The organism is Vibrio algarum, assembly GCF_028204155.1.
Lineage (GTDB): Bacteria > Pseudomonadota > Gammaproteobacteria > Enterobacterales > Vibrionaceae > Vibrio > Vibrio algarum.
The window spans coordinates 2,345,041-2,368,104 of the sequence record NZ_JAQLOI010000001.1 but is presented as its reverse complement, the minus strand read 5'-3'; the positions used below and the strand labels follow the sequence as shown (position 1 = coordinate 2,368,104).

The window sequence follows — 23,064 nt, the reverse complement described above, 5'->3', positions numbered from 1 at the left end:
TTAATCGTTGTTGCATAGCCACATAACTTGGTAGGGTGCAAGTATCATGGTTGTTTCTATTTGATTACCCGAGATTAAGTCCTTCTTTAAGTTACTTAGTAATGTTGAAGTTTTCAATTCTACGGGTTCATCGCTAATGTTAATTACAACCGCAATTTTTTCATTGCGTACAAAAGTAATTAAACGGGAGTCAGTCTTAACCACGCGCTGAGATGCGCTTGGCATAAATGAAGATTCGTTTTTACGCAGAGTTAATAGGCTCTCAAAACGCTCTAGTACTTGATATCGTCGAGACGTTGGATCGTTTAGCTCTTCTATTACTGTATCGGCGTTGAGTTTCTCTCGATTAATTGCTCGATTGTAGCCGAGTGTTTCTAGTCCTTTAGTATCATTTTTAGAACCTAAAAGGCTATGAATATAAATACCAGGAACACCTGCCATAGAAAGCAAAATAGATTGTGCTGCCATAAAGCGATTCAGGTTGGTTTGTTCGTCTGTGTTTATGTCGCGTAGGGCATCGAAGTAGTTAATATTTAACTCATAAGGACTTTGTGTTCCATCGCCATTATCTTTATATGAGACTCGGCCACCATTGGTTTCAACACCTTTGACTAGGTTTTCAACTTGCCCTTTACTTAAGATACCTTCAACGGGGCGCACACCGATACCATCATGTGATGCGAGAAAATTAAAGAAAGTAGTTTTGTCAGAGCAAGGCTCTAGACTCGCCATCCAATCGACTATTTTGTCACTTTCACCGGTTTGTAATGTATGAAGAGTCAATGGTGGTAATGGAAATTGATAAACAAGGTGGGCTTCATTCTCACCGTTGCCAAAGTAACTGATATTGTCTGCATGTGGAACGTTGGTTTCAGTAATCAGCTTTAATTGCGGAGCAACGGCATCGAGTATGGCTCGCATGGCCTGAATCAAAGCATGTACCTGTGGTTGATGAATACAAGGTGTGTCTAGTTCTTTCCACATAAAGCCTATGGCGTCTAAACGAATAAAGGACGCGCCTTGTTCAGCATAAAATAGCAGTAATTCGACAATTTTTTGAAATACTTCAGGGCAACGAAAGTTTAGGTCAATTTGATCTTCACTAAACGTTGTCCAGATATGCTTTGTGCCATCGGAGGTTTCAAAAGGTGTCAAAAGTGGTAAAGCCCTAGGTCGGGTAACGGAGCTGTAATCCCTATCTGGATTGGCTTCGACGAAAAAATTACGGTATTGTTCTTCGCCTTTTAAGTAGCCTTGAAACCACTCACTAGATTGTGAAATGTGGTTAATCACCCCATCAAACATTAGTTCATAATCACTAGCGAGTGTTTTAACGTTTGTCCAGTTACCGAGCTCAGGGTTGATCTCCCAATAATCAACGACTGAAAAACCATCGTCAGAAGTGTAAGGGTAACAAGGTAAAAGGTGTACAGCAGAAAGAAAGCTCTTAGCATAGGTATTGAGAAATCCATTAAGCGTTTCTAGAGGGGCTTCTCCATCTCTTACGATTGAATCACCATAGGTGATTAGCATGATATCGCTTTGGTCGACCCATATCTTTTTGTTTTTAGGCGTTTCGTATCCTGATGCTGCATTAATCAGTTGTGGAACAAGTTGGGCGAGCTGGGCAGGAGAATAAACACCAGCAAGGATCTGTTGTAAACTTGTCGTTAACCTTTTTACTGTACTGTTTTCTATGGTCATTTTTGAAATTCCACAATATCTATTGTTTCAATTAATGAGTTATAAAGTCTTCTGAACTCACTACAAAACCGGTTTTGGAGCTAATTAAAAAATAATGAGAATAAATCTCACTAATTAATGGTTGTTGATAATAGTTATCTTGTTTTTAGTCTAGTACAGTTTCATTTGGTTAAATGTTGAGCTAGATCGCACTTTTGTTATTAGCCAAAACCGGTTTTGGTGGTTGTGAGCGATGTCACTTTTCTAACGGATGTGGATTGGCAGATTCATTGGTTGGTTCTAACCTTGCCTGCACAATCAAATATTATTCTTTTGTATCTAATGCCAGCTTAAATGGAAACCTGATGAACATACTATTAGCGCACTTTCGAGTAGGGGAAACCGATGGAGTTTCCTTAGAAATGGACAAATGGAAATGGGCTCTCGAAGCCATGGGGCATCATGTTTTTTACTTGGCCGGAAGCGCAGGTAGCTGCGAAGCTGATCTTATACCAGCACTGCATTACCTAGAACCATTTAACGACAAAATAATCTCTAATGCCTACGTAGAGCAAACCGATTATGATTCGGACGAGGCTTTGATAGACGCTATTGAGGAACGCGCTGATACTATTTCTGAGAGTATTATTGATGTGATCCGAAAACGTAACATTGATGTCATTGTACCAAACAACATTTGGTCCCTTGGCTATCATTTACCTGCTGCAATGGGGTTGATGAGTGCGGTAAAGGTTACTCAGACCAAAGTGATTTGTCATCATCATGATTTTCATTGGGAACGCGTGAAATACTCTAATCCAACGTCTTCAGGTATTAGTGAATTACTCGACTCTATTTTTCCACCTAATCATCCACTAGTTAAACATTGTGTGATTAATCGAATTGCACAAAAAGAGCTTAAGGAACGCAGAAATATCGATGCGGTCGTCGTACCCAATGTGTTTGATTTTCATGGCAGCGATTGGAAAATTGATGAATATAATCAAGATTTAAGAAGTCGATTTGGTATCCAGCCTCACGATGTGATGTTCCTGCAGGCCACGAGAATTGTTGCGCGAAAAGGTATTGAACTAGCTATTGATTTGCTAGACAAAATTGAACAACAACGAGAAATATTACAAGGGAGAGAACTCTATAACGGTGCCAAGTTTACCGCAGAAAGTCGCCTTATTTTGGTTCTGGCAGGAATGTGCGAAGAAGAAAGTTATCTTGATCTTTTGAAAAACAAAGCACAGCAAAAAGGGGTTGAGCTTCTTTTTATCAACGATTGGGTTGGTCACTCTCGCAGTCAAAAGGAAGGAGCTAAGGTGTATTCGTTATGGGATGTCTATTGTCATGCAGACATCATCACTTACCCTAGTTTGCTAGAAGGATGGGGCAATCAGTTTCTAGAAGGGTTGATCGCCAAGTTACCTATGGTGGTTTACCGCTATCCAGTGTACGACCTTGATATTGCAGATTATAAATTTGATATTATTGATTTAGGGAATACTCATAAAATCGACTCACAAGGTCTGGCCTATATTGATGCTGATATGTTGAATTCAGCCGCAAATGAAACGATAACCTATCTATTTGACAACGAAACACGCAACACCCGAACACAGAACAATTATCTTATCGGCGAGAAAAAATTTTCGTATCCCGCACTGAAATTACTTCTAGGCAATATTTTTACTGAGTGAATGGCGCTTCAATCTACAGCGTTCAACTACAGAGCGTGTGTGCGCTTAAACGTTGAAAGCAGAGAAGATGATTAATTAATGCTCATACAAACAGAAAAATTGCTTAGTTTGCTGAGGGTTAAAAAAGCGAATGGGCTTAGGGTTATGGATACTTGATAATTTTGATACCATATTAGTCAAAGAAAGTGTAGATTAATTGGTTCAAGAAATATTACTGTAAATAACCTCAAGGTATAAGAGATAGTGCTGGTGAAAAAGATGGATGCTCCACTAGATATGAAAATAGGAGCTAGGTTTAAAACAAATAAGCATGGTTACGTGACAGTAGTGGAATATTATAATTGTCACACCGTTATTGTCGCATTTGAAAATACAGGTAATATTCGTTCAGTCAGTGCGACAAAATTACGGAAAGGAAATGTTCCGGATAGATCCGTACCACCGGAATCCATCATGGTAGGGGTTCAAGTTGAATCTGTTAAACATGGATTACTTACCATCTCGCAAGTTGAGTCTGAAAATATAGTTGTGCTTATTAATTCTAATAATGAAGAAATACGCATGCTATTGCCAGTAGTACAAAAAATGATCGATCAAAAAGAAGACTCTGATGCAATAAATGTCGATGAAGATGCACCTAAATCACTAAAACAATTAACCAAGAGAAATAAAAAAACTAAAAATGTAAATCGTTTGTTTAAGAAAATACTCTCCGATTATGGAAAATAGTATATTCATAAAATCATATCCCTAAAAACAGATAATATATTAGATTTATTATCACTTTTTTTAATCACTTCCATTTTATTTTCCCAAAAATATATTTTTATTTCTATTAGTCTTTCAATTAGGTCGATCAAAATTTAAGTTAAATTGTAATTTTATGCGATCACCATCACAAGAACAATTTGGTTTTGTGATGGTGATCTTGTTTGATTTTTATCCAGTCTTGTATGATTCATCGCGGGCCTGAACGAAAAAATATCTATTTTATATAATCCAATGCGAGAAAAAATAATATGAAAAAAATTTTAGTTGTATGTGGGAACGGATTAGGAACATCTTTAATGATGGAAATGGCCGTAAAAGAAGTGGTAAAGAAACTCGGTTTTGAAGCTGAAGTTGATCATGAGGATTTATCTTCTTCAGCGTCTAGTAAAGCGGATATATGGGTTGCAGCAACTGATATAGCTGCCCAATTAGAAGAATCAGGAAAGAAAAACATAGTCAGTTTAAAAAATATATTTGACAAAGAATCCATCGAACAACAACTAAAAACATTTTTGTAGGAAACTATAATGGAAAACTTTTTGAATTCATGCTTGGCTTATTAAAAGAGCCAGCAATAATGGTTGGTTTAATTGCATTTGTTGGTCTTGTCGCTCAAAAGTCAGACATATCAACAATATTAAAGGGAACAATTAAAACCGTGATGGGTTTTTTAATTCTCGGCTTTGGTGCGGGTGCACTGGTTGGCGCTCTAAATAATTTTTCAGTCGTGTTTACTGAAGCTTTTGGTGTAAGTGGTGTTATTCCAAATAATGAAGCGATTGTAGCATTAGCGCAAGAAGCGTTCGGCTATGAAATGGCGTTAATAATGTTTTTCGCTTTTGTAGTCAATATTTTATTAGCTCGATTTACGCCATTGAAATACATTTTCTTAACCGGTCACCATACGATGTTTATGTCAATGTTGGTTGCGGTAATCTTATCAACTGCTGGGATAACTGGAGCTGCTCTAATCGCTATCGGTTCTATATTGGTTGGTTCTTTGATGGTTATAATGCCAGCATTGGGTCAAAAATATACTGAAAAAGTGATGGGTACGGACCAACTAGCTATCGGACACTTTTCAACACTCTCGTATATTGTTTCTGGTTATGTCGGTAGTAAGTTTGGCGATACTTCTAAAACAACAGAAGATATTCAAATGCCTAAAAGCTTGATGTTCTTACGTGATACACCCGTGGCTGTTGCGACGACTATGTCGGTGTTCTTTTTATTAGCTTCTATTATTGCGGGTGGTGAATTTGTTACTTCGGTAGCAGACGGGCAAAACTGGGTTGTATTTACCTTTATGCAATCGTTAATCTTTGCAGGTGGTGTGTATATTGTACTGCAAGGTGTAAAAATGCTGATCGCCGAGATTGTTCCAGCATTCAAAGGCATTTCAGATAATCTAGTACCCGGAGCTAAACCTGCATTGGATTGTCCAATGGTATTTCCTGTCGCCCCAAATGCGGTGCTAATTGGCTTTTTATGCTCATTCGCCGCTGGTCTTGTAGCGATGGGTATTCAAGGTCTATTAGGATGGACGATTATTGTCGCTGGTGTTGTACCTCATTTTTTCGTTGGTGGTGCTGCGGGTGTGTACGGTAATGCAACAGGTGGGTTACGCGGTGCTATCTTGGGTTCTTTTGCTCAGGGCTTATGTATTTCGTTCTTACCGATGCTATTGCTTCCAGTACTTGGTGGCTTAGGACTTGAAGCGACGACGTTTGCTGACTTTGACTTTGGTGTGGTTGGTTTGATTCTTGGTTGGATTGTTTCATGAGCTTGTATGACCTTGTAGGAAGTGATGGCGTTGTCATCACTTCAGAAAGAGATTTATCAGTAGATTCGGCATTGGGATTAACTTGTTCCGTCTTATTATCAAGAGGGGATGTGGAACCGAGCTATCTGGAAGCGATTAAAGAGAAGCATAAGGATATTGGTGCTTATTATGTTTTAGCACCAAAAATTGCGATGCCTCATGCTCGACCAGAAGATGGCGTTAATAGAGCTGCATTACAGGTAACAGTATTCAAAAATGGTGTTGATTTGGAATCAAGTGATAACGGTGAGGTCTATCTGGCGATCACTTTAGCTGCAATGGACTCTGACAGCCACATTCATACGATTATGGCGTTATCAAACCTGTTTCAAAATGATGACGACATAGATCGTATTATTGCTGCAAATAATGAGTCAGAAATAATAGAAATTTTACAAGCTTATTAGACATTAATAATTTGTAATATAACTAAATGCCGTCAAATAATAAAAAATGACGAAAACAAAACCTAGTACCTTTGAGGCTTCCTGTAAACTTGGAAACGTTATCGGCTAGGTTTTGTTGTACGGCCACGCCAATTTAGTTTAGTTTTCCTTCATCTAAAGCTGAAGTAACCCAGACCAATGGGGCGTTCCAGTTAATAGTTATTTCGTTAAGAGACCATGCGCCTATATTATCTCTATAGCAGGTTTGCCCAGTACAACTCCCTTTCATCGTTGCGGCAATTGGGTCACTAAAGCTGATTGAATTTGGACCACCAATGAGTGCTCCGGGCGCAGGTGCCGGTGATTGTTCATCTGCCGCTTTTGCCCAAAATCGATGGTGCGGGTTTTCTGCTGCACGAGTACCATAGCCAGTGATATATGAGATATTCATTGGGTTAGCACCCAATAAATAATCCATTGCACTTGCTGCGCTTTTTAAGAACTGGATGTCTTGAGTAAAATCATTGGCATACACCAAGAAAATAGATCGGTTAACAAGGTTCGAGTTTGATCCCCAAGGGTACTCTTCAACGGAATAAGGGATGTGATAGCCTTCGGTATGTATTTGAGCTTGATAATTTTGTGCTGTTTTCACTATTTCAGCTCTGGCTTTATCTATCTCAGTTTGATTTAAAGAATTTGGTACAACCGCTAGACTGATGGTGCCAAGTGGTGCGGTATATTGCCAAAAGATGTCACCATCAGAAGCCAGATTTCCTTTAGGTGAATCTAGGTAATGTGGTGAGGTTTCCATAACCTGTTGGTATTTTGCGTTGGCAGTCGTAATAAATAGTTCTGTTGCAGCCCAATAAAACTCATCACTTAGTGACAGATCGTCATAAGGACCAGATCCTGTAAAGTTGTCATATGCGAATATCTCAGGGTGTTGATTTGCAGCTTGCCAAGCGTTTTCTGCCACAGTTATACAACGGTCGGAAAAGTCTTTATCTATATCCTTCCAGATACGCCCGCATTGTGCGCCAATAGCGGCTAAATTTAGAGTTGCAGCGGTACTGGGCTGACCCACATAACGTTTTTGTGTGTCTTTATGTGGAGGAAGGGGCATTCCTGTCCAGGCTTCATCGGCTATTTTGTGAAAAGCGAGAAATGAGGCGTTAATTTCAGTGAGTTCTAGTTTTTTGTCACTCGATTGGTTACCGACAGGTACAGATACTCTCTTACCTTCGGGTATCTGCATTGAAAGCATAAACTCGATGTTCCAACGTGCTTCGGAAAGTACTGGATTGACACCATTATTCGCCTCCGGAATGGTGACCAATTCATTTTCAAATGGACTATTAGCACCTTCAAGCCACTTACCACGTTCGTAAAGGTTAAGAAGTGTCCAAGTTGAGATGCCACTATTGACGGTATATTTACCGTGGTCACCAGCATCGTACCAACCTCCAGTCGCATCTATTGTGAAATCACAACCTGGCCAATTGTTTCCCCATGCGTCTTTTTTATCGAAGCACGTGACGTTGTCACTTGCGTGTCCCGCTGGGCGCGCAAGATCTGGTCGTTGAACATACTGTTCTTCAATCGCAATACCGCTACGGTTTTGATAAAAATAGCTGAGTGCATCGTGTTTTAAGCGATGAAAAACGTCACTACCGATATCAAACGGTAAGCCTTTCTCTTCACCTATGGATACGGTTAATCCCTCTATTTCTGTTGTGTAATGGGAAAGATCGATTCTATGAAGTTTTTCGCCAGAGGCTTTGTTTAGCCCGGTTGGCAGTGTTCGGCCCATATCAATGCTAATACCTTGCGCGTTTTTCAATGTCCAACGTATTGGTTCATCTGAATCACTGGCTAAAAAAACAAATTTATCTGATTTGGGTAAATAGCCGTGTTGGTTGGCACGTATCGGTGATAGATTTGCAGATTCAATATAGGGTTTACCAAGTAGTGATATATTGGAAACACAGATTTCTGCTACTTTTTTCGCCCCCATCTGAAACTGGAACTCTGCACCAGCATCGCTCTCACCTTCTTGCGTAAATTCATAACGATAAGAATTGGTTTCCTGTTTGATAATCGTATCTTTTACGAAGTGGTGAGTATATGGCGGCCCCTCATGCTGAATTAAGGTCTTAATTTCAGTGTCAACATTGGCATAAGCGTCAAAACTGAGAATATATTTCTCTCCCTGCTCGAGACCAACACCGGCATGGCCAATGATAATACTCCACGAATTAGCACCAGGATTTGCGATATTCATGCAAGCTTGTTTGTTATCCGTTGAAACAGTAGCGCCAGCTGTCCACCATCCGTCAATGCCATTTATAAATGAGCCATTTCGAATCATCTCGTCAGCTGAAGCCATTGATATTCCGCTGGTTAAACTTATGAGTAGAATAGAGATTTTCTTTTGCATATATACTCCTTAATCGCGTGTCGCTAAATTAAGGAATAACCTAGTTTAACTCTTTGGCCTAGCTAGCGTTTTTTGACAATAGCAGATTATATTGTCGAAATTCGTGATTCTATCGGCAAGCCGTTTGAGGTCGATGAAACCATTTCATGGTTGATTCGATACTGCTTCTTAGAGCATAGAATCTGTCTGCTATTTTAAAACCGTTACCGACACCTACAATTTTGTTTTGAAGCGAACAATACACTTACTAATTGTAAGGTTCTTTGTGTTATTGCTCGTTGTTGTGTCTCGCGCATTTATTATATTTATCTTATATATCAATACTATACATAAAAATCTATTTGTGGCGTGAATTTCGCAGATATAAATACGAATTGTTTTTCAATCATCCTATGGAGGGACCCATTATGGCAATTCGTCAATGTGCAATATACGGAAAAGGCGGTATCGGTAAATCAACAACAACTCAGAACCTAGTAGCCGCTTTAGCTGAGGCAGGCAAAAAGGTAATGATTATCGGTTGTGATCCTAAAGCGGATTCTACTCGTTTGATTCTTCACTCTAAGGCGCAAAATACCATTATGGAAATGGCGGCAGAGGAAGGTACGGTTGAAGATATTGAGTTAGAAGATGTACTGAAAACCGGTTATGGCGACGTTCGCTGTGTTGAATCTGGCGGTCCTGAGCCAGGTGTTGGGTGCGCTGGTCGTGGTGTTATTACAGCGATAAACTTTTTAGAAGAAGAAGGCGCGTACGAAGATGATCTAGATTTCGTGTTCTATGACGTACTTGGTGATGTGGTATGTGGTGGTTTTGCCATGCCAATTCGTGAAAACAAAGCAGAAGAAATCTATATCGTTGTATCTGGTGAAATGATGGCAATGTACGCTGCTAACAATATTTCTAAGGGTATTTGTAAGTACGCTACGACAGGTACTGTACGTCTAGCAGGTCTTATCTGTAACTCTCGTAATACTGACCGAGAAGATGAACTGATTATGGCTCTTGCGGATAAAATAGGTACACAAATGATTCACTTTGTTCCGCGTGACAACATTGTACAGCGTGCAGAGATTCGTCGTATGACCGTTATTGAGTATGACCCAAGTTGTAAACAAGCTGATGAGTACCGCACTCTAGCGAAGAAAATCATCGACAACGAACTGTTTGTTATTCCAACACCAGTATCTATGGATGAGCTTGAAGATCTATTGATGGAGTTTGGTCTTATAGATGAAGAAGACGAATCAATTATTGGTAAAACTGCAGATCAAGTTGCGGCATAAGTATTTGATTTAAATTAGCTTAAATTGACTTAACTTAGCAATGACTTTAAAGCTATAACCAAATTTGGAGGCAGAAATGTCGATGAATAAAGAAGAAACTCAAGCATTGATTGATGAGGTGTTGGAGGTATATCCCGAGGTTGCTCGTGATGAACGTTCTAAACACCTTGCAGTAAATGATACAAGCAGTGCCGATGGTAAATGTATTACCTCTAACCGTAAATCTCTTCCCGGTGTTATGACTGTTCGTGGTTGTGCATACGCAGGTTCAAAAGGGGTGGTTTGGGGGCCAGTGAAAGATATGATCCATATTTCTCATGGTCCTGTCGGTTGTGGACAGTATTCTCGTGCGGGTCGTCGTAACTATTATACTGGTACAACAGGTGTTGATACATTCGGCACATTAAACGTAACCACAGACTTTCAAGAGCGTGACATTGTTTTCGGTGGTGATAAGAAATTATCAGGGGCTATCGATGAGTTAGAAATGTTGTTTCCACTCTCGTCTGGACTTTCGGTTCAGTCTGAGTGTCCAGTTGGTCTAATTGGTGATGACATTGAAGCGGTAGCGAAAGTGAAGGGTGCAGAGATAGGTAAAACTATTGTCCCTGTTCGTTGTGAAGGGTTCCGTGGTGTTTCTCAGTCATTGGGCCACCATATTGCGAACGACACCATTCGCGATCATGTCTTATCAAAATCGGGCGAGCGTGAATTTGAGTCATCTCCTTACGATGTGGCCATTATTGGTGACTACAATATCGGTGGTGATGCATGGTCGTCGCGCATTATTTTAGAAGATATGGGACTTCGTGTTGTTGCTCAATGGTCTGGTGACGGTACGCTTCCTGAAATGGAAAATACACCAAAAGTAAAACTCAACCTTGTTCACTGTTATCGTTCCATGAACTATATCGTTCGTCATATGGAAGAGAAGCACGATGTGCCATGGATAGAGTACAACCTATTTGGTCCGACAAAAATTGAAGAATCAATGCGTAAAATAGCCGCGTTCTTTGATGAAAAAATACAAGCTCAAACCGAAGCCGTTATCGAGCGTTATCGCGCAGAATGGCAGCAAGTAATTGAGAAGTATCGTCCACGCTTAGAAAGTAAAAAAGTGATGTTGTATGTCGGTGGTTTACGTCCACGTCATATCATCGGTGCTTATGAAGACCTAGGCATGGAAATTGTCGGTGCGGGTTATGAATTCGCTCATAACGATGACTACGTAAAAACGACGCCAGAAGTGAAAGACGCCACGTTATTGTTTGATGATGCAACGGAATATGAACTGGAAGAGTTTGTAAAAAAATTGAATCCAGATCTAGTTGGCTCAGGTATCAAAGAAAAATATGTCTTTCAGAAGATGGGCTTCCCATTTAGACAGATGCACAGTTGGGACTATTCAGGCCCTTATCATGGTGTCGATGGATTTGCTATTTTCGCGCGGGATATGGACTTAACCATTAATAATCCGTGTTGGAGTGCAATCAAAGCCCCTTGGCTTGTTGAAGAGCCAGAAGCGTTGTTGGAAAAAACAGCGTAATTAAGGTGGAAAGGATTTCCATCAGTTGATAACCGAACGCAGTCCACAGATTAGTGGCGCGGTAGGAGAGTATATATGAGCCAGAAAATTGACGATATCAAAACTGGTTATGACTTGTTCAAACAGCCGGAATACACGGAAATGTTTGCCAACAAGCGAAACGCCCATGAAGATGCTGTTGATGACGCAAAGGTAAAAGAGACCTTTGAATGGACAACAACAGAAGAATACAAAGAGCTAAACTTTCAACGTAAGCACGTTACGATTGACCCTGCAAAAGCATGTCAGCCTTTGGGTGCGGTACTTTGTGCACTCGGTTTTGAAAAAACCTTACCTTATGTACACGGTTCTCAAGGGTGCGTTGCTTATTTTAGAAGTTATTTTAACCGCCATTTTAAAGAGCCAGTCGCTTGTGTTTCTGACTCAATGACAGAAGATGCAGCGGTATTTGGTGGTCAGGACAATATATTTTACGGCCTGCAAAATTCATACGCACTGTATAAGCCCGAGGTCATCGCGGTATCGACCACTTGCATGGCCGAGGTTATTGGTGACGATCTCAATGCATTCACCGGGAACGCCAAAGACAAAGGCTTTATTCCTGAATCGCTACCAACACCCTTTGCCAATACACCAAGCTTTGTAGGTAGTCACCTAACTGGTTGGGATAACATGTTTGAAGGGTTCCTTGGCTATTTCACTCGTAAAGAGATGGAAAATAAAGTCGTTGGCAGCAATGGAAAAATCAATATTGTTCCTGGGTTTGAAACCTATTTAGGCAATTATAGAGTGATACGCCGGATGCTCGAAGAAATGGGTGTTGAATATTCATTCCTATCTGATCCTTCTGAGGTGTTGGATACCCCAGCCGACGGTGAATATCGTATGTATGCAGGCGGAACACCTATCGCCGAAGTTCAAGATGCTCCTAATGCAAAGGCGACAATTTTCCTACAGCCGGAACATTTAACTAAAACACGCAAACTCATAGCCAATACATGGAAACAAGATATCCCTGCACTCAGTATCCCAATGGGGCTGGAAGCGACAGATAGTTTTGTTATGAAAGTTGCGGAGATATCTGGAAAGCCTATCCCAGAGTCAATTACGAAAGAGCGTGGTCGTCTTGTTGATATGATGACCGATTCCCATTCGTGGTTACATGGCGTGAGTATCTCTTTATACGGAGACCCTGATTATCTGCTCGGTATGACAAAATTCTTAACGGAACTGGGTTGTGAGATTAAGCATGTGCTTTGTCACAATGGTAACAAGCGCTGGCGTAAGAAAATAGAAGCTCAATTGGCTGAGACTCCATATGGAGCAAGTGCTGAAGTCTATGTGGGTAAAGACTTATGGCATTTCCGTTCACTTGTTTTGACCGATAAACCAGACCTGATGATTGGTAATTCTTACGGCAAATTTATTGAACGTGATACTAAAGCCAAAGGTGAAGAGTTTGAAGTACCACTCGTTCGCATAGGTTTTCCTATTTTCGACCGTCATCATCTTCATCGTAGTACGACCCTTGGCTATGAAGGTGCAATGTACATTCTAACAACGTTAGTGAATGAAGTATTGGCTAAGCAAGATAGAGAAACCAGCGTTTTGGGTAAAACAGACTTTGGTTTTGATTTAGTCAGATAAGTTAAGTGGAAGGCCAGTAGCGATGCTAGTGGCCTTTTTTAGCTATGCATGATGAGCACGTTAGCCATCACTCAAAAGGATGCCCCAATGGCAAATGTAATGATTCAGTATACCGAGCAAGGAAAACTTTCGTTATACCTACCGAAAAAAGATTTAGAAGAGCTAGTGACACATTTTGAATTTGATACGGACGAGAAATGGGGAGGAGAGATACACCTCGCTAATGGTGCTATTTATCATATTGAACCGATGGTAAGTAAACCTAAGTTACCTATCACCATAAGAGCAAAACGGCTACAGGCGGCTTAATTGTAAGCTGAGAAAATTGGAGGATGACGTATGGATGCGAACATTTCAAATGAGGCGGCATTAAGGTTAGCGATGGCGACAAAGTCGCTACCAAATGTCGATATAAAATCTTTAATTGGTTTACTTATACAGCATTTAGGAGAGCCACTTTCAGAGCAAAAAATTAAAACTTTATCACCAAAATCTTTTCGAATTTTAGTGTCGTCACTCGACGATTCAGTGTCTCGTGGAGACATAACATCTGCCTTGGCGATATTGACCAATCAGGCTGTAGAGTCAATTGATGCACCCTCAATTCCTGAGTTGCCACCGATTTTTGGCCCCAAATTGCGAGTTGCTATTACTTCTAATCATGGTGAAATGTTAAATGGTCACTATGGCTCGTGTATGCGGGTATTGATTTACGAAGTGAATGAAAAAGAGTTTCAATTGGTTGATATACGAACCGCTGATAATAGCCTAAAAGGGGAAGTTCGTTCGGACTATATGCTTTCTCAACTGCGTGATTGTCAAATATTATTTACTCTATCAATCGGTGGGCCGGCAGCCGCTAAGGTGACGCGTGCTTCTATTCATCCCGTTAAAAAAACAGCGCCTATGAGTGCTAGCGCCATCTTGTCGGACTTAAGTGAAGTCATTGCAAATAACCCTCCACCATGGATGAAGAAGTTGCTTGATTGATGATATTGACAGAAAAGCACTTCTGGTAAGCAAAGAAAGGTTATTCATCTTATTTAACGCAGTCACTATGGTTGCTAGAGAGGAGCGTTATGGAATCAGTATTAGCTATTGCAGTTGAAGATTCGGAGATTAAACAGTTAGGGTTTCTAATTGAAAACCTAGACACAATTGATGATCTCGCGTTAAGAAAGGTTCGAACCAGTTATCCTCATTTGAAGTTTACTCTCTGTTCCGAGGATGACATCGGTGAGCGTGAACCGTATTACCGTTTTGCTACGTTTGATCTGCATTTGGTCTGCGTAAGCAAGGGCAGCTGTAGTCACTTAACCCACAATATTAGCAGTTGTAATGGTGTTGTGATTGCGCTTCACGAAGAGTGAAGCGCTTTTTTTCCTTCTTTAATTTCTGCTTTGTCGTCTTTATGACAATTGTCTGTGTTTGGTCGTGTGGTTTATTTTTTAGTTATTTAAAAACAAAAGGTTATGGTTTGGCGTTCTTATTGCAGGTTCTTATTGTAAATAACAGTTATCAATACGCTAACTTTTTACTGACAGCGTAGCCAGAAAAGTAAGTCGCAGGAGGCGCAATGAAACAATCTGAGATTAGGTTACTTCAGGATGAACCAGCATGTGAGCATAATAAAGAAGAAAAGAGTGGATGTAGCCGTCCGATACCAGGAGCAACGGCTGGTGGTTGTACCTTCGATGGTGCGCAAATCAGCTTGCTACCGATTGCGGATGTTGGTCATATTGTTCATGGCCCCATTGGTTGCGCTGGTAATAGTTGGAATAACCGAGGAACAAGGGCAACAGGAAAAAATCTGTTTAGGCTAGGATTTACCACAGATTTAAACGAACAAGATGTCATTATGGGCCGAGCTGAGAAACGTCTACTACACGCAATAAAACAGCTCATCACCGAGCATAACCCGCCCGCCGTATTTGTCTATATGACCTGTGTTCCAGCCTTAGAAGGGAACGATGTAAATGCAATATGCGAACTGGCCCAGCAGCGATATGACGTGCCAGTGATTCATGTCGACGCAGCTGGTTTTTATGGCAACAAAAACCTAGGTAACCGTATTGCTGGCGAAGTCATGGTAAATATGGTGGTTGGTTCGGCAGAGCCACCAGAAAAACCATTCATGAAGCATGATCCTGAACGTAAGGTTCACGATATTGTGCTGATTGGTGAATATAATATCGCCGGCGAATTTTGGCATGTATCGCCTCTATTTGAAGAGCTTGGGTTACGAGTGCTCTGTTGTATGGCAGGTGATACTAAGTTTCATCAGATCCAGACGATGCACAGAGCAGATGCTTCTATGGTGGTCTGTTCGAGAGCACAGATAAACGTGGCTCGTAAACTTCAAGAAAACTGGGGGATACCTTGGTTTGAAGGGAGTTTTTATGGCATTGAAGATACCTCAAAGGCATTGAGAGAGTTTGCGGCCTTGTTGAATGATGAAAAACTTACGAAGCATACTGAGCAAGTGATAGCACGAGAAGAAAAAGAGTACGAGAACTACTCAAACCTTATGTCAGCATCTTAAAAGGGAAAAAAGCACTGCTGTATACCGGAGGAGTAAAGTCTTGGTCGGTTATATCGGCACTGAGTGAATTAGGCGTTGAGACAATAGCCACGGGAACAAAAAAATCCACTCAGTCAGACAAAAATCGTATTGTCGAAATTATGGGCAAAGATGCGGTTATGCTTGATGAAGGTGGTGCGAGGTTACTGCTTGATACCTATTATCGGAGTAATGCCGACGTCATGATTGCCGGTGGACGTAATATGTACACCGCGCTTAAAGCTCGATTACCATTCTTAGATATAAACCAAGAACGAGAACACGCTTACGCCGGATATGAAGGCATGATCACCATGGCAAAAGAGTTATGTCGAACAATAGAGAGCCCTATATGGTCTGCGGTAAACAGTAACGCCCCGTGGAACAAAGACAGAAACTAAAACGCTCATCTTTGTCTAAGTTGTAAGGATATTTATATGGCTACAATTATCAAACCACGCTCTCCTTTGGCGACACAACCGTTGAAAACCAGTCCAGCTACGGGCGCGACCCTAGCGAGCCTGGGTTTCCAAAAACCTTGCCATTGATGCATGGTTCTCAAGGGTGTGGAGCTTTTTCTAAGGTTTATTTGATCCAGCATCTACGTGAACCTATCCCTTTGCAAAACACCGCCATCGATCAGATTTCCGCTGTTATGGGAGGTGATGAAAACCTATACCAAGCACTTAAATTACTGTGCGAGAAAAATTCACCGGAATTGATCACGGTAATGACGACTGGCCTAACAGAGATGCAAGGGTGTGATACGCACAGAATCATTATGGATTTTAAAAAAGATCATCCTCAATATGAAATGATTCGTATTGTAAGCATGGCTACGCCAGATTTTGTGGGTTCGATGCAGACGGGTTTTGCCCACGCTGTTGATAGCGTGGTTAAACAATTAGTTCAGCCACCCAGTGGCTTAGTTCGCGCTCGTAAGCAAGTTAATGTGCTTTGCTCGGTGGGAATGAGTAGTGCTGATATTGAAACGCTTAAAAGATATTTGGAAGCATTCGAACTAAATTCAATATTTGTTCCTGACTTATCGCTTTCGTTAGATGGTCACCTTGCAAACGATGATTTCTCAGCCTTAAGTACCGGCGGAACATCCGTTCAGGAAATAGAACTGATGTCGGAAAGCGTTGCCACAATAGTTATTGGGGAGTCAATGCTACCGACTGCAAAATGGCTTAAAAAGCGCTTTAGTATTGACTATATAGTTAGTGATATGGGCATGGGGTTAGAAGCGATGGATGAGTTGGTCATGGCGCTTTCTTCGTTGAGCACGACGCCTGTACCAGATTGGATAACGCGGTCTAGAAAACGGTTGCAAGACGCGATGCTCGATACTCACTTCTTATTGACTAATGCTTCATTGTCACTTGGCTTAGAGCCTGATTTAGCACTTGGCTATGCCCGCTTATTAAACAGTGTAGGCGCCAAAATAGCTCGTGTAGTATCCACGCTTGATACAGCCGGCTTGAAAAAAATACAAGCTGAAGAAGTGATTATTGGTGACTTGTCCATGCTCTTACCTTGTAAGGCCAATCCTTCAGACTTGAGGATAAGTCCTTCGCAATTGCAGGATTCTAAGGGCCGTGTTTCCGCGGTAATTAGTAATACTCATGCGGCACAACTTTGTGAGCCCGATATTCCTGTCATACGAGCGGGTTACCCTTGTCATGACCAGTTCGGAAATATGGATATTAGACAATTTGGTTATGAAGGGAGCCGAGAAAGGTTGTTTGCATTGGCTAACCGATTGCTACAAAACCATGTTGACGAGGTTACTCCTCATATCAGTGCTTATAGGTTTGGAGCATCAGAAGTGACGCAGAAGGAAAGCGCATGATAAAGAGTGAAAGAAAGCTTCATATTGAACCCTTACCAAATGCGGAGCAGTTTAGCCTAAAGGTTGCCTTTGCTACGAGAGATAGGCACCACGTAGATCAGCATTTTGGCATGGCTAAATGTGTACTTATCTATGGTATTTCAGAAGAACGATGGTCTCTGGTTGAGGCGATTGAGTACCCAACAATTGATGAAAATACACATGACAAGTTACCCGCTCGTATTAGTGATTTAGAAGAATGCTCTGCGATTTATTGTAATGCATGCGGAGCGGCGGCTATTCGGCAGTTGTTGTCTCATGATATTAATCCCGTAAAAGTATCGGTAGGGGCAAATATTCACACCCAGATAGCAGATATTCAAGCGGAATTAAAAGGTCAACCTATGGGTTGGTTAGCGAGGGCATTAAAGCTATCAGAACGTAAAAAACTGGCGGTTGATCATGTCGAAGAGCGTTTAGACCGATTAATGGATGAAGAGTGGTAAATAACCAACGCAGAAACTTTAGTGAATAATAAGGATATTCGAATGAGTACAATTAAAGGATTAACCAGAGGTGGTGAAAGCTGGGAACCGAGTTTTATCAAAGCATTAGATAGTGATAGCTGTATCGGTTGTGGGCGCTGCTATAAAGTCTGTTCGAGAGACGTTTTTAATCTTGTCGAAAAAGAAGATATTGACGAAGACGATGATTACTATGATGAAGATGAAATGATGATGACAATGGTCATCGAAGATGAATTAGATTGCATTGGCTGTGGCTCTTGCGCAAAAGTTTGTCCAAAAAACTGCCATAGCTTTGAGCCTGTCGTAGCACCCGCATAGTTAGGTTTTTTGTATACAGTTAAAGAAAAGGAGAGTATTTACTCTCCTTTTTTGTCACAGATAGTTCCCAATAATTGCCTTGGCCGACAATGGATTGTCAGCTTTACGACAATCTTATCGTTGGTTTGTAACAAAACCGTTCAAAAAGTGCAGAAGACGAAAACCTGATCAAGTTCACATATTTTAATTTTCAATAATATCAAGTAGATAAAGTTAATGTGATTTTTGGTGTGGTGCTTGCAGCGTTGAATTACAAAGGAAGTCGAGCATAACAGGTGCCAGCGTACATTCGTTTAGATACTTATTTCGTTGAGATACCTATTTCGTTGAGATACCTATAAAGCAAGGAGCGCTTATGTGGAATTACTCTGAGAAGATGAAGGAACACTTCTTTCAGCCAAGAAATGCAAAATTATTGTCCGATGGTAATGCTAAGGGAGATGTTGGTTCATTGAGTTGTGGTGATGCGCTAAGTCTTCGCCTTAAGGTGAATGAAGACAGCGAAGTGATAGAAGATGCAGGTTTTCAGACCTTTGGATGTGGCAGTGCTATCGCATCATCATCGGCTTTGACGGAAATTATTATTGGTAAAACATTGGATGAGGCACTGAAGGTAACCAATAAAGAAATTGCGGAATACCTAGACGGTTTGCCCCCAGAAAAAATGCACTGTTCTGTAATGGGAATGGAAGCCTTGCATGCTGCTGTTGCGGATTATCGAGGTGAACAGCTAGATGATGACCATGAAGAAGGGGAACTCATTTGCAAGTGTTTCGCAATAGACGATCTAATGATCAAACGAGTAGTCGAAGCGAATCAACTGAGCACGCTAGAAGAGGTGATTAACTACACCAAAGCTGGTGGCGCTTGCGAATCCTGTCATGAAAAAATCGAATGGGTACTAGAAGAGTGTTTGCAGACTTCAGCGTCAGATGTGGTCGCCGACCTTATCCCACCAAAGCCGAAAGAGCGCAGGATAGAAACGTTGGAACCAGTAATGAGCCAAAAAGATTTAATTAAGCGCATTCGGGTAGTGGAGTCGGTGATTGAAGAGATGCGGCCCGCTATCGTTGCTGACGGGGGCAATATTGAACTCGTGGATATTGAAGATGATTTGGTGTTTGTGTCACTCACTGGTAGTTGCACGAGCTGTAGTCTTTCAGGGCTTACCTTAGCGAGTATTGAGACAAAGGTATCTGAAGCGCTCGGTATTAGTGTAACGGTTTTCCCTGTGCAGGAAAGTAATCTAAAGGAGGCGACTTATGATGCCTAGTAATGCGCCAGCAAAACTTGTTTATCTAGATAACAATGCAACCACACGTATTGACCCAAAAGTATTAGATACAATGATTCCCTATCTAGACGAATTTTATGGAAATCCATCCTCCATTTATGAGCTAGGTTCAACCGTTGGTCGTTCCATGGAAAAAGCTCGTGAGAAGGTACAGTCTCTGATAGGAGCAAAATACAGCTCTGAGGTTATATTTACGTCTTCTGCTACAGAAGCAACGACTACCGCCATCATGTCTGCACTTGAAGCTCAGCCACAAAAAAAGAGATTGTAACTTCGGTGGTCGAGCATCCTGCAACGTTAGAGCTTTGTCAGACTCTAGAGCGGAAAGGTTATTTAGTTCACTGGATTGGTGTGGACAACAAAGGACGGCTAGATACAGATGCTTATGTGAAAGCACTGAATGAGCGAGTTGCGGTTGTCTCGTTCATGTGGGCGAACAATGAAACGGGTACGATTTTTCCGATAGAAAAACTCGCATTAGCAGCAAAAAGAGTCGGCGCTCAGTTTCACGTTGATGCGGTTCAGGTAATTGGAAAAATGCCTATTTGTGTTGATAGAACAGGTATCGACATGTTGTCATTATCAGGGCATAAATTTCATGCGCCGAAAGGGGTCGGTGCGCTCTACTTAAAACGAGGAACACGTTTTCGTCCATTGCTTCGAGGAGGTCATCAAGAACGTGGGCGTAGAGCTGGAACAGAAAATGCCGCATCAATTATTGGCTTGGGTGTTGCCGCGGATTTAGCACAGCAAGCGGTCACAGAAGAGATGGGGCGAATTGCTATGATGAGAGACCGTTTGGAGCAAGGGATTCTTTCCCGGATTCCCAATACGTTTGTAACAGGTAATCCCCGTGAACGTGTACCGAATACGAGCAATATTGCGATTGAATATATTGAAGGTGAGGCAATATTACTGCTCATGAATCAAGTGGGTATAGCCGCCTCTTCAGGCTCCGCATGTACATCAGGTTCTTTAGAGCCTTCTCATGTAATGAAAGCGATGGATATACCTTTCACCGCTGCGCACGGGACTCTGCGTTTTTCTCTTTCGCGTTTTACAAAGGACGATGATATCGACCACGTACTAGACCAACTGCCAGCCATTGTTGAAAGGTTGAGGGCGCTATCACCGTACTGGGACAATGACAAACAACAAGGTGCAGAAGAGAGTTTCACTCCCGCGTATGCGTAATATTCGTTCAACCGTAAGGATAAAAGAACGAAAAGATAGGTACATTGAGGTGATTATGGCGAGACAATTAAAACCAGTAGCGGCAATTGTATTTAATGATACAACGCTTAGAGACGGTGAACAGAGCCCTGGTGTTGCTTTTTCGACGGAAGAAAAAGTGGCAATCGCATTGCAATTGGAAGCGGCAGGGGTCACCGAGCTAGAGGTGGGTGTTCCTGCCATGGGCGCAGACGAACAGCGTACTATTCTCGCCATCACTCAAGCACTCTCAACGACAAAAACAATGGCTTGGTGCCGGATGACGCAATTCGATATCGTCAGTGCACAGGGTTTAGGTTTAGATTGGGTAGACTTGTCAATGCCCGTCTCGTATCAACAAATCAGCAGTAAACTCAACTTTTCGGTTGGTCAGCTTTTGGATCATTGCAAGCAGCATTTATTGTTGGCAGTTGATAGTGGCTTTGATGTTTGCCTAGGAATGGAAGATGCGTCAAGAGCAGACCTAGACCTCATGCTAAGAGTGGCCGATCTTGCACAACGATCAGGTGCGAAGCGCATAAGGTTCGCCGATACACTTGGCATATTAGATCCGGAAACAACCTATCGGTCTATCTTTGCATTAAAGCAGCATAGTGATCTTGAGTTGGAAATGCATGCTCATAATGACCTAGGGTTAGCCACGGCAAACACGTTGGCCGCTATCGATGCTGGAGCAACGTCCGTAAATACTACCGTCAATGGCCTTGGTGAACGGGCGGGAAATGCTGCGCTTGAAGAAGTTGCCGTTGCGATGGCTGTCTTGAATAAAGGTCATACGGGTATCGACTTAACGGCGCTTCCAAAGCTAAGTAACCATGTCACTATTGCTGCTGGTCGAGCGCTTCCGCAAAAGGCCATCGTCGGAGATGGTGTGTTTACCCATGAATCCGGTGTTCATGTGGATGGCTTAATCAAAGATATTAATAATTATCAGGGGTTTTCACCGGCGTTAGTCGGTCGAGAACACAAGTTTGTCTTGGGTAAGCATTCTGGAAACAAAGCGATAAGTTTGGTTTATAAAAACTTGGGTATCGACCTGAGTACTGAACAATGTGAACGATTACGCGCATCATTGAGATACTGGTCAGAAAAGCATAAATGTCAGCCTACAGACGATGACTTGTTTTCTCTTGTTCGTTGTATTGCTGCCTGATCTACAAAGGAATCCTAAGATGATAGATGATTTTTCTCCCGATATGTCAGAGTTAGAAACAGTTGAAGATTTTTTCAATTATTTTCAAATGGAGTACGAACCAGTATTGGTTCAATCTAAACGCATTCAGATTCTCCGGCTATTTCGTCATATTTTGACAAGTTACCCAACGCCATGGATGCCCAAAGACTATAAAAAAGCGCTGAAGATTGCCTATAACCAAATGCGTAATGGTAATGAACTGGCATTTGCACCATCGAACTGCCACGGATGTAGCGATTGTGACGATTAGGTACCGATCTTACAAAAGCAAAACCAATTTTTGTGGATAAACGTTGACCGAGAGGTTGCTGGCATAGGAGGTATATATGGATTGTTACGCAGCACGATTTTCCGCGGGCGATGAAGTTAGAGTCGTTAGAAATATACGTAATGATGGTAGTTTTAGCGGATTAGATAAAGGTGACTTATTGGTTGAGCAAGGAGAAATAGGGGAGGTTCGTAGTTCGGGCTATTTTTTGCAAGATCAGGTGGTTTATCAGGTTTTTTTCTTAAAAGCAACCGAGTTGTCGGTGTCAGAGAGACAGAAGTGATTGATTCAACCTTAGCATGGGAACCTTGTCTTTTTCACTCCTTGGATAAAGCAAGATTAACGCTCGCTCTTAAAGTTAAACAAAGCATTATTGCAGTGAAAGGCGATGTTGTTGAAGTTCAGCGTGTACACCGTGATATGGATAATGGTCGGTTGGAATACGAAATTTCGGTGGCCGATTATCTAATTAAGGTAGATGCAAGAGTGTTGGAGTGTTGTTGAAGGTAATCATGTTATTGAGAGTAATATCGAACACACTAATTATG

Annotated in this window: 21 protein-coding genes and 2 pseudogenes; 21 read left to right on the top strand and 2 right to left on the bottom strand. The window is 41.5% G+C overall.

The genetic code is table 11. The features are described 5' to 3' along the window. Positions 1 to 1,704: an alpha-amylase family glycosyl hydrolase gene (locus tag PGX00_RS11125; protein WP_272136225.1), complete on the bottom strand. Its 1,704-nt coding sequence runs from the start codon at positions 1,702 to 1,704 to the stop codon at positions 1 to 3. A gap of 344 nt (positions 1,705 to 2,048) precedes the next feature. Here PGX00_RS11125 and PGX00_RS11120 point away from each other — a divergent pair, with 344 nt between their 5' ends. From PGX00_RS11120 to PGX00_RS11100, 5 genes are all read left to right on the top strand, one after another. After that, positions 2,049 to 3,389: a glycosyltransferase family 4 protein gene (locus PGX00_RS11120; protein WP_272136222.1), complete on the top strand. Its 1,341-nt coding sequence runs from the start codon at positions 2,049 to 2,051 to the stop codon at positions 3,387 to 3,389. A 258-nt stretch (positions 3,390 to 3,647) separates the two neighbouring features. Continuing rightward, positions 3,648 to 4,118 (top strand): hypothetical protein, encoded by a 471-nt coding sequence (locus tag PGX00_RS11115; protein WP_272136220.1) that lies wholly within the window; start codon positions 3,648 to 3,650, stop codon positions 4,116 to 4,118. A gap of 290 nt (positions 4,119 to 4,408) precedes the next feature. Then, entirely contained in the window at positions 4,409 to 4,678 is a 270-nt protein-coding gene (locus PGX00_RS11110; RefSeq protein WP_272136218.1) for a PTS sugar transporter subunit IIB, read from the top strand. Between the two features lie 29 nt (positions 4,679 to 4,707). Beyond that, on the top strand, positions 4,708 to 5,943 hold the full coding sequence (locus tag PGX00_RS11105) for a PTS ascorbate transporter subunit IIC (protein ID WP_272136216.1): 1,236 nt from the start codon (positions 4,708 to 4,710) through the stop codon (positions 5,941 to 5,943). After that, positions 5,940 to 6,389 (top strand): PTS sugar transporter subunit IIA, encoded by a 450-nt coding sequence (locus tag PGX00_RS11100; protein ID WP_272136214.1) that lies wholly within the window; start codon positions 5,940 to 5,942, stop codon positions 6,387 to 6,389. The genes PGX00_RS11105 and PGX00_RS11100 overlap by 4 nt, the downstream gene beginning before the upstream one ends. A 133-nt stretch (positions 6,390 to 6,522) precedes the next feature. Here the strand turns inward: PGX00_RS11100 and PGX00_RS11095 are convergent, their stop codons facing one another. Next, a complete protein-coding gene (locus PGX00_RS11095; RefSeq protein ID WP_272136212.1) occupies positions 6,523 to 8,808 on the bottom strand; it encodes a glycoside hydrolase family 9 protein in 2,286 nt (761 codons plus the stop codon). A gap of 407 nt (positions 8,809 to 9,215) precedes the next feature. On the opposite strand from PGX00_RS11095, the gene nifH reads away from it, so the two are divergent. The 16 genes and pseudogenes from nifH to PGX00_RS11005 all read left to right on the top strand — a co-directional run bounded on the left by nifH (position 9,216) and on the right by PGX00_RS11005 (position 23,020). Further along, positions 9,216 to 10,094, top strand: coding sequence for a nitrogenase iron protein (nifH, locus tag PGX00_RS11090; RefSeq protein ID WP_272136210.1), 879 nt, complete (start codon positions 9,216 to 9,218; stop codon positions 10,092 to 10,094). A 76-nt stretch (positions 10,095 to 10,170) separates the two neighbouring features. After that, positions 10,171 to 11,640: a nitrogenase molybdenum-iron protein alpha chain gene (gene nifD / locus PGX00_RS11085; protein WP_272136208.1), complete on the top strand. Its 1,470-nt coding sequence runs from the start codon at positions 10,171 to 10,173 to the stop codon at positions 11,638 to 11,640. A gap of 75 nt (positions 11,641 to 11,715) precedes the next feature. Continuing rightward, positions 11,716 to 13,287 (top strand): nitrogenase molybdenum-iron protein subunit beta, encoded by a 1,572-nt coding sequence (gene nifK / locus PGX00_RS11080; RefSeq protein ID WP_272136206.1) that lies wholly within the window; start codon positions 11,716 to 11,718, stop codon positions 13,285 to 13,287. 87 nt (positions 13,288 to 13,374) lie between these two features. After that, a complete protein-coding gene (gene nifT, locus PGX00_RS11075; protein ID WP_272136204.1) occupies positions 13,375 to 13,596 on the top strand; it encodes a putative nitrogen fixation protein NifT in 222 nt (73 codons plus the stop codon). Between the two features lie 30 nt (positions 13,597 to 13,626). After that, positions 13,627 to 14,277 carry a NifB/NifX family molybdenum-iron cluster-binding protein gene (locus PGX00_RS11070; RefSeq protein ID WP_272136202.1) on the top strand — a complete coding sequence of 217 codons (651 nt, stop codon included), beginning with the start codon at positions 13,627 to 13,629 and terminating at the stop codon, positions 14,275 to 14,277. A gap of 89 nt (positions 14,278 to 14,366) precedes the next feature. Next, complete coding sequence (locus PGX00_RS11065) at positions 14,367 to 14,657, top strand: DUF6129 family protein (protein ID WP_272136199.1); 291 nt, start codon at positions 14,367 to 14,369, stop codon at positions 14,655 to 14,657. 206 nt (positions 14,658 to 14,863) lie between these two features. Further along, positions 14,864 to 16,248, top strand: a pseudogene (gene nifE / locus PGX00_RS11060) (nitrogenase iron-molybdenum cofactor biosynthesis protein NifE). Positions 16,249 to 16,394: 146 nt separating this feature from the next. Further along, positions 16,395 to 17,702, top strand: coding sequence for a nitrogenase iron-molybdenum cofactor biosynthesis protein NifN (gene nifN / locus PGX00_RS11050; RefSeq protein WP_272138040.1), 1,308 nt, complete (start codon positions 16,395 to 16,397; stop codon positions 17,700 to 17,702). Next, positions 17,699 to 18,187, top strand: a complete 489-nt coding sequence (locus PGX00_RS11045) for a NifB/NifX family molybdenum-iron cluster-binding protein (RefSeq protein ID WP_272136195.1) — start codon at positions 17,699 to 17,701, stop codon at positions 18,185 to 18,187. Before nifN ends, PGX00_RS11045 begins: the two co-directional genes overlap by 4 nt. Before the next feature lie 42 nt (positions 18,188 to 18,229). Continuing rightward, positions 18,230 to 18,526 (top strand): ferredoxin III, nif-specific, encoded by a 297-nt coding sequence (gene fdxB / locus PGX00_RS11040; protein WP_272136193.1) that lies wholly within the window; start codon positions 18,230 to 18,232, stop codon positions 18,524 to 18,526. 355 nt (positions 18,527 to 18,881) lie between these two features. Next, a complete protein-coding gene (nifU, locus tag PGX00_RS11035) occupies positions 18,882 to 19,799 on the top strand; it encodes a Fe-S cluster assembly protein NifU (RefSeq protein ID WP_272136190.1) in 918 nt (305 codons plus the stop codon). Beyond that, a pseudogene (gene nifS / locus PGX00_RS11025) lies at positions 19,789 to 21,014 on the top strand (cysteine desulfurase NifS). The gene nifU and the pseudogene nifS overlap by 11 nt, the downstream one beginning before the upstream one ends. A 55-nt stretch (positions 21,015 to 21,069) precedes the next feature. Further along, complete coding sequence (nifV, locus tag PGX00_RS11020) at positions 21,070 to 22,206, top strand: homocitrate synthase (protein WP_272136182.1); 1,137 nt, start codon at positions 21,070 to 21,072, stop codon at positions 22,204 to 22,206. 19 nt (positions 22,207 to 22,225) lie between these two features. Beyond that, on the top strand, positions 22,226 to 22,498 hold the full coding sequence (locus tag PGX00_RS11015; protein WP_272136180.1) for a nitrogenase-stabilizing/protective protein NifW: 273 nt from the start codon (positions 22,226 to 22,228) through the stop codon (positions 22,496 to 22,498). Positions 22,499 to 22,574: 76 nt separating this feature from the next. Continuing rightward, a complete protein-coding gene (locus PGX00_RS11010; protein ID WP_272136178.1) occupies positions 22,575 to 22,799 on the top strand; it encodes a nitrogen fixation protein NifZ in 225 nt (74 codons plus the stop codon). Next, the gene (locus PGX00_RS11005; protein ID WP_272136176.1) at positions 22,796 to 23,020 is read left to right on the top strand and encodes a hypothetical protein; all 225 of its coding nucleotides are present in this window, start codon (positions 22,796 to 22,798) and stop codon (positions 23,018 to 23,020) included. The genes PGX00_RS11010 and PGX00_RS11005 overlap by 4 nt, the downstream gene beginning before the upstream one ends. Positions 23,021 to 23,064 lie beyond the last annotated feature (44 nt).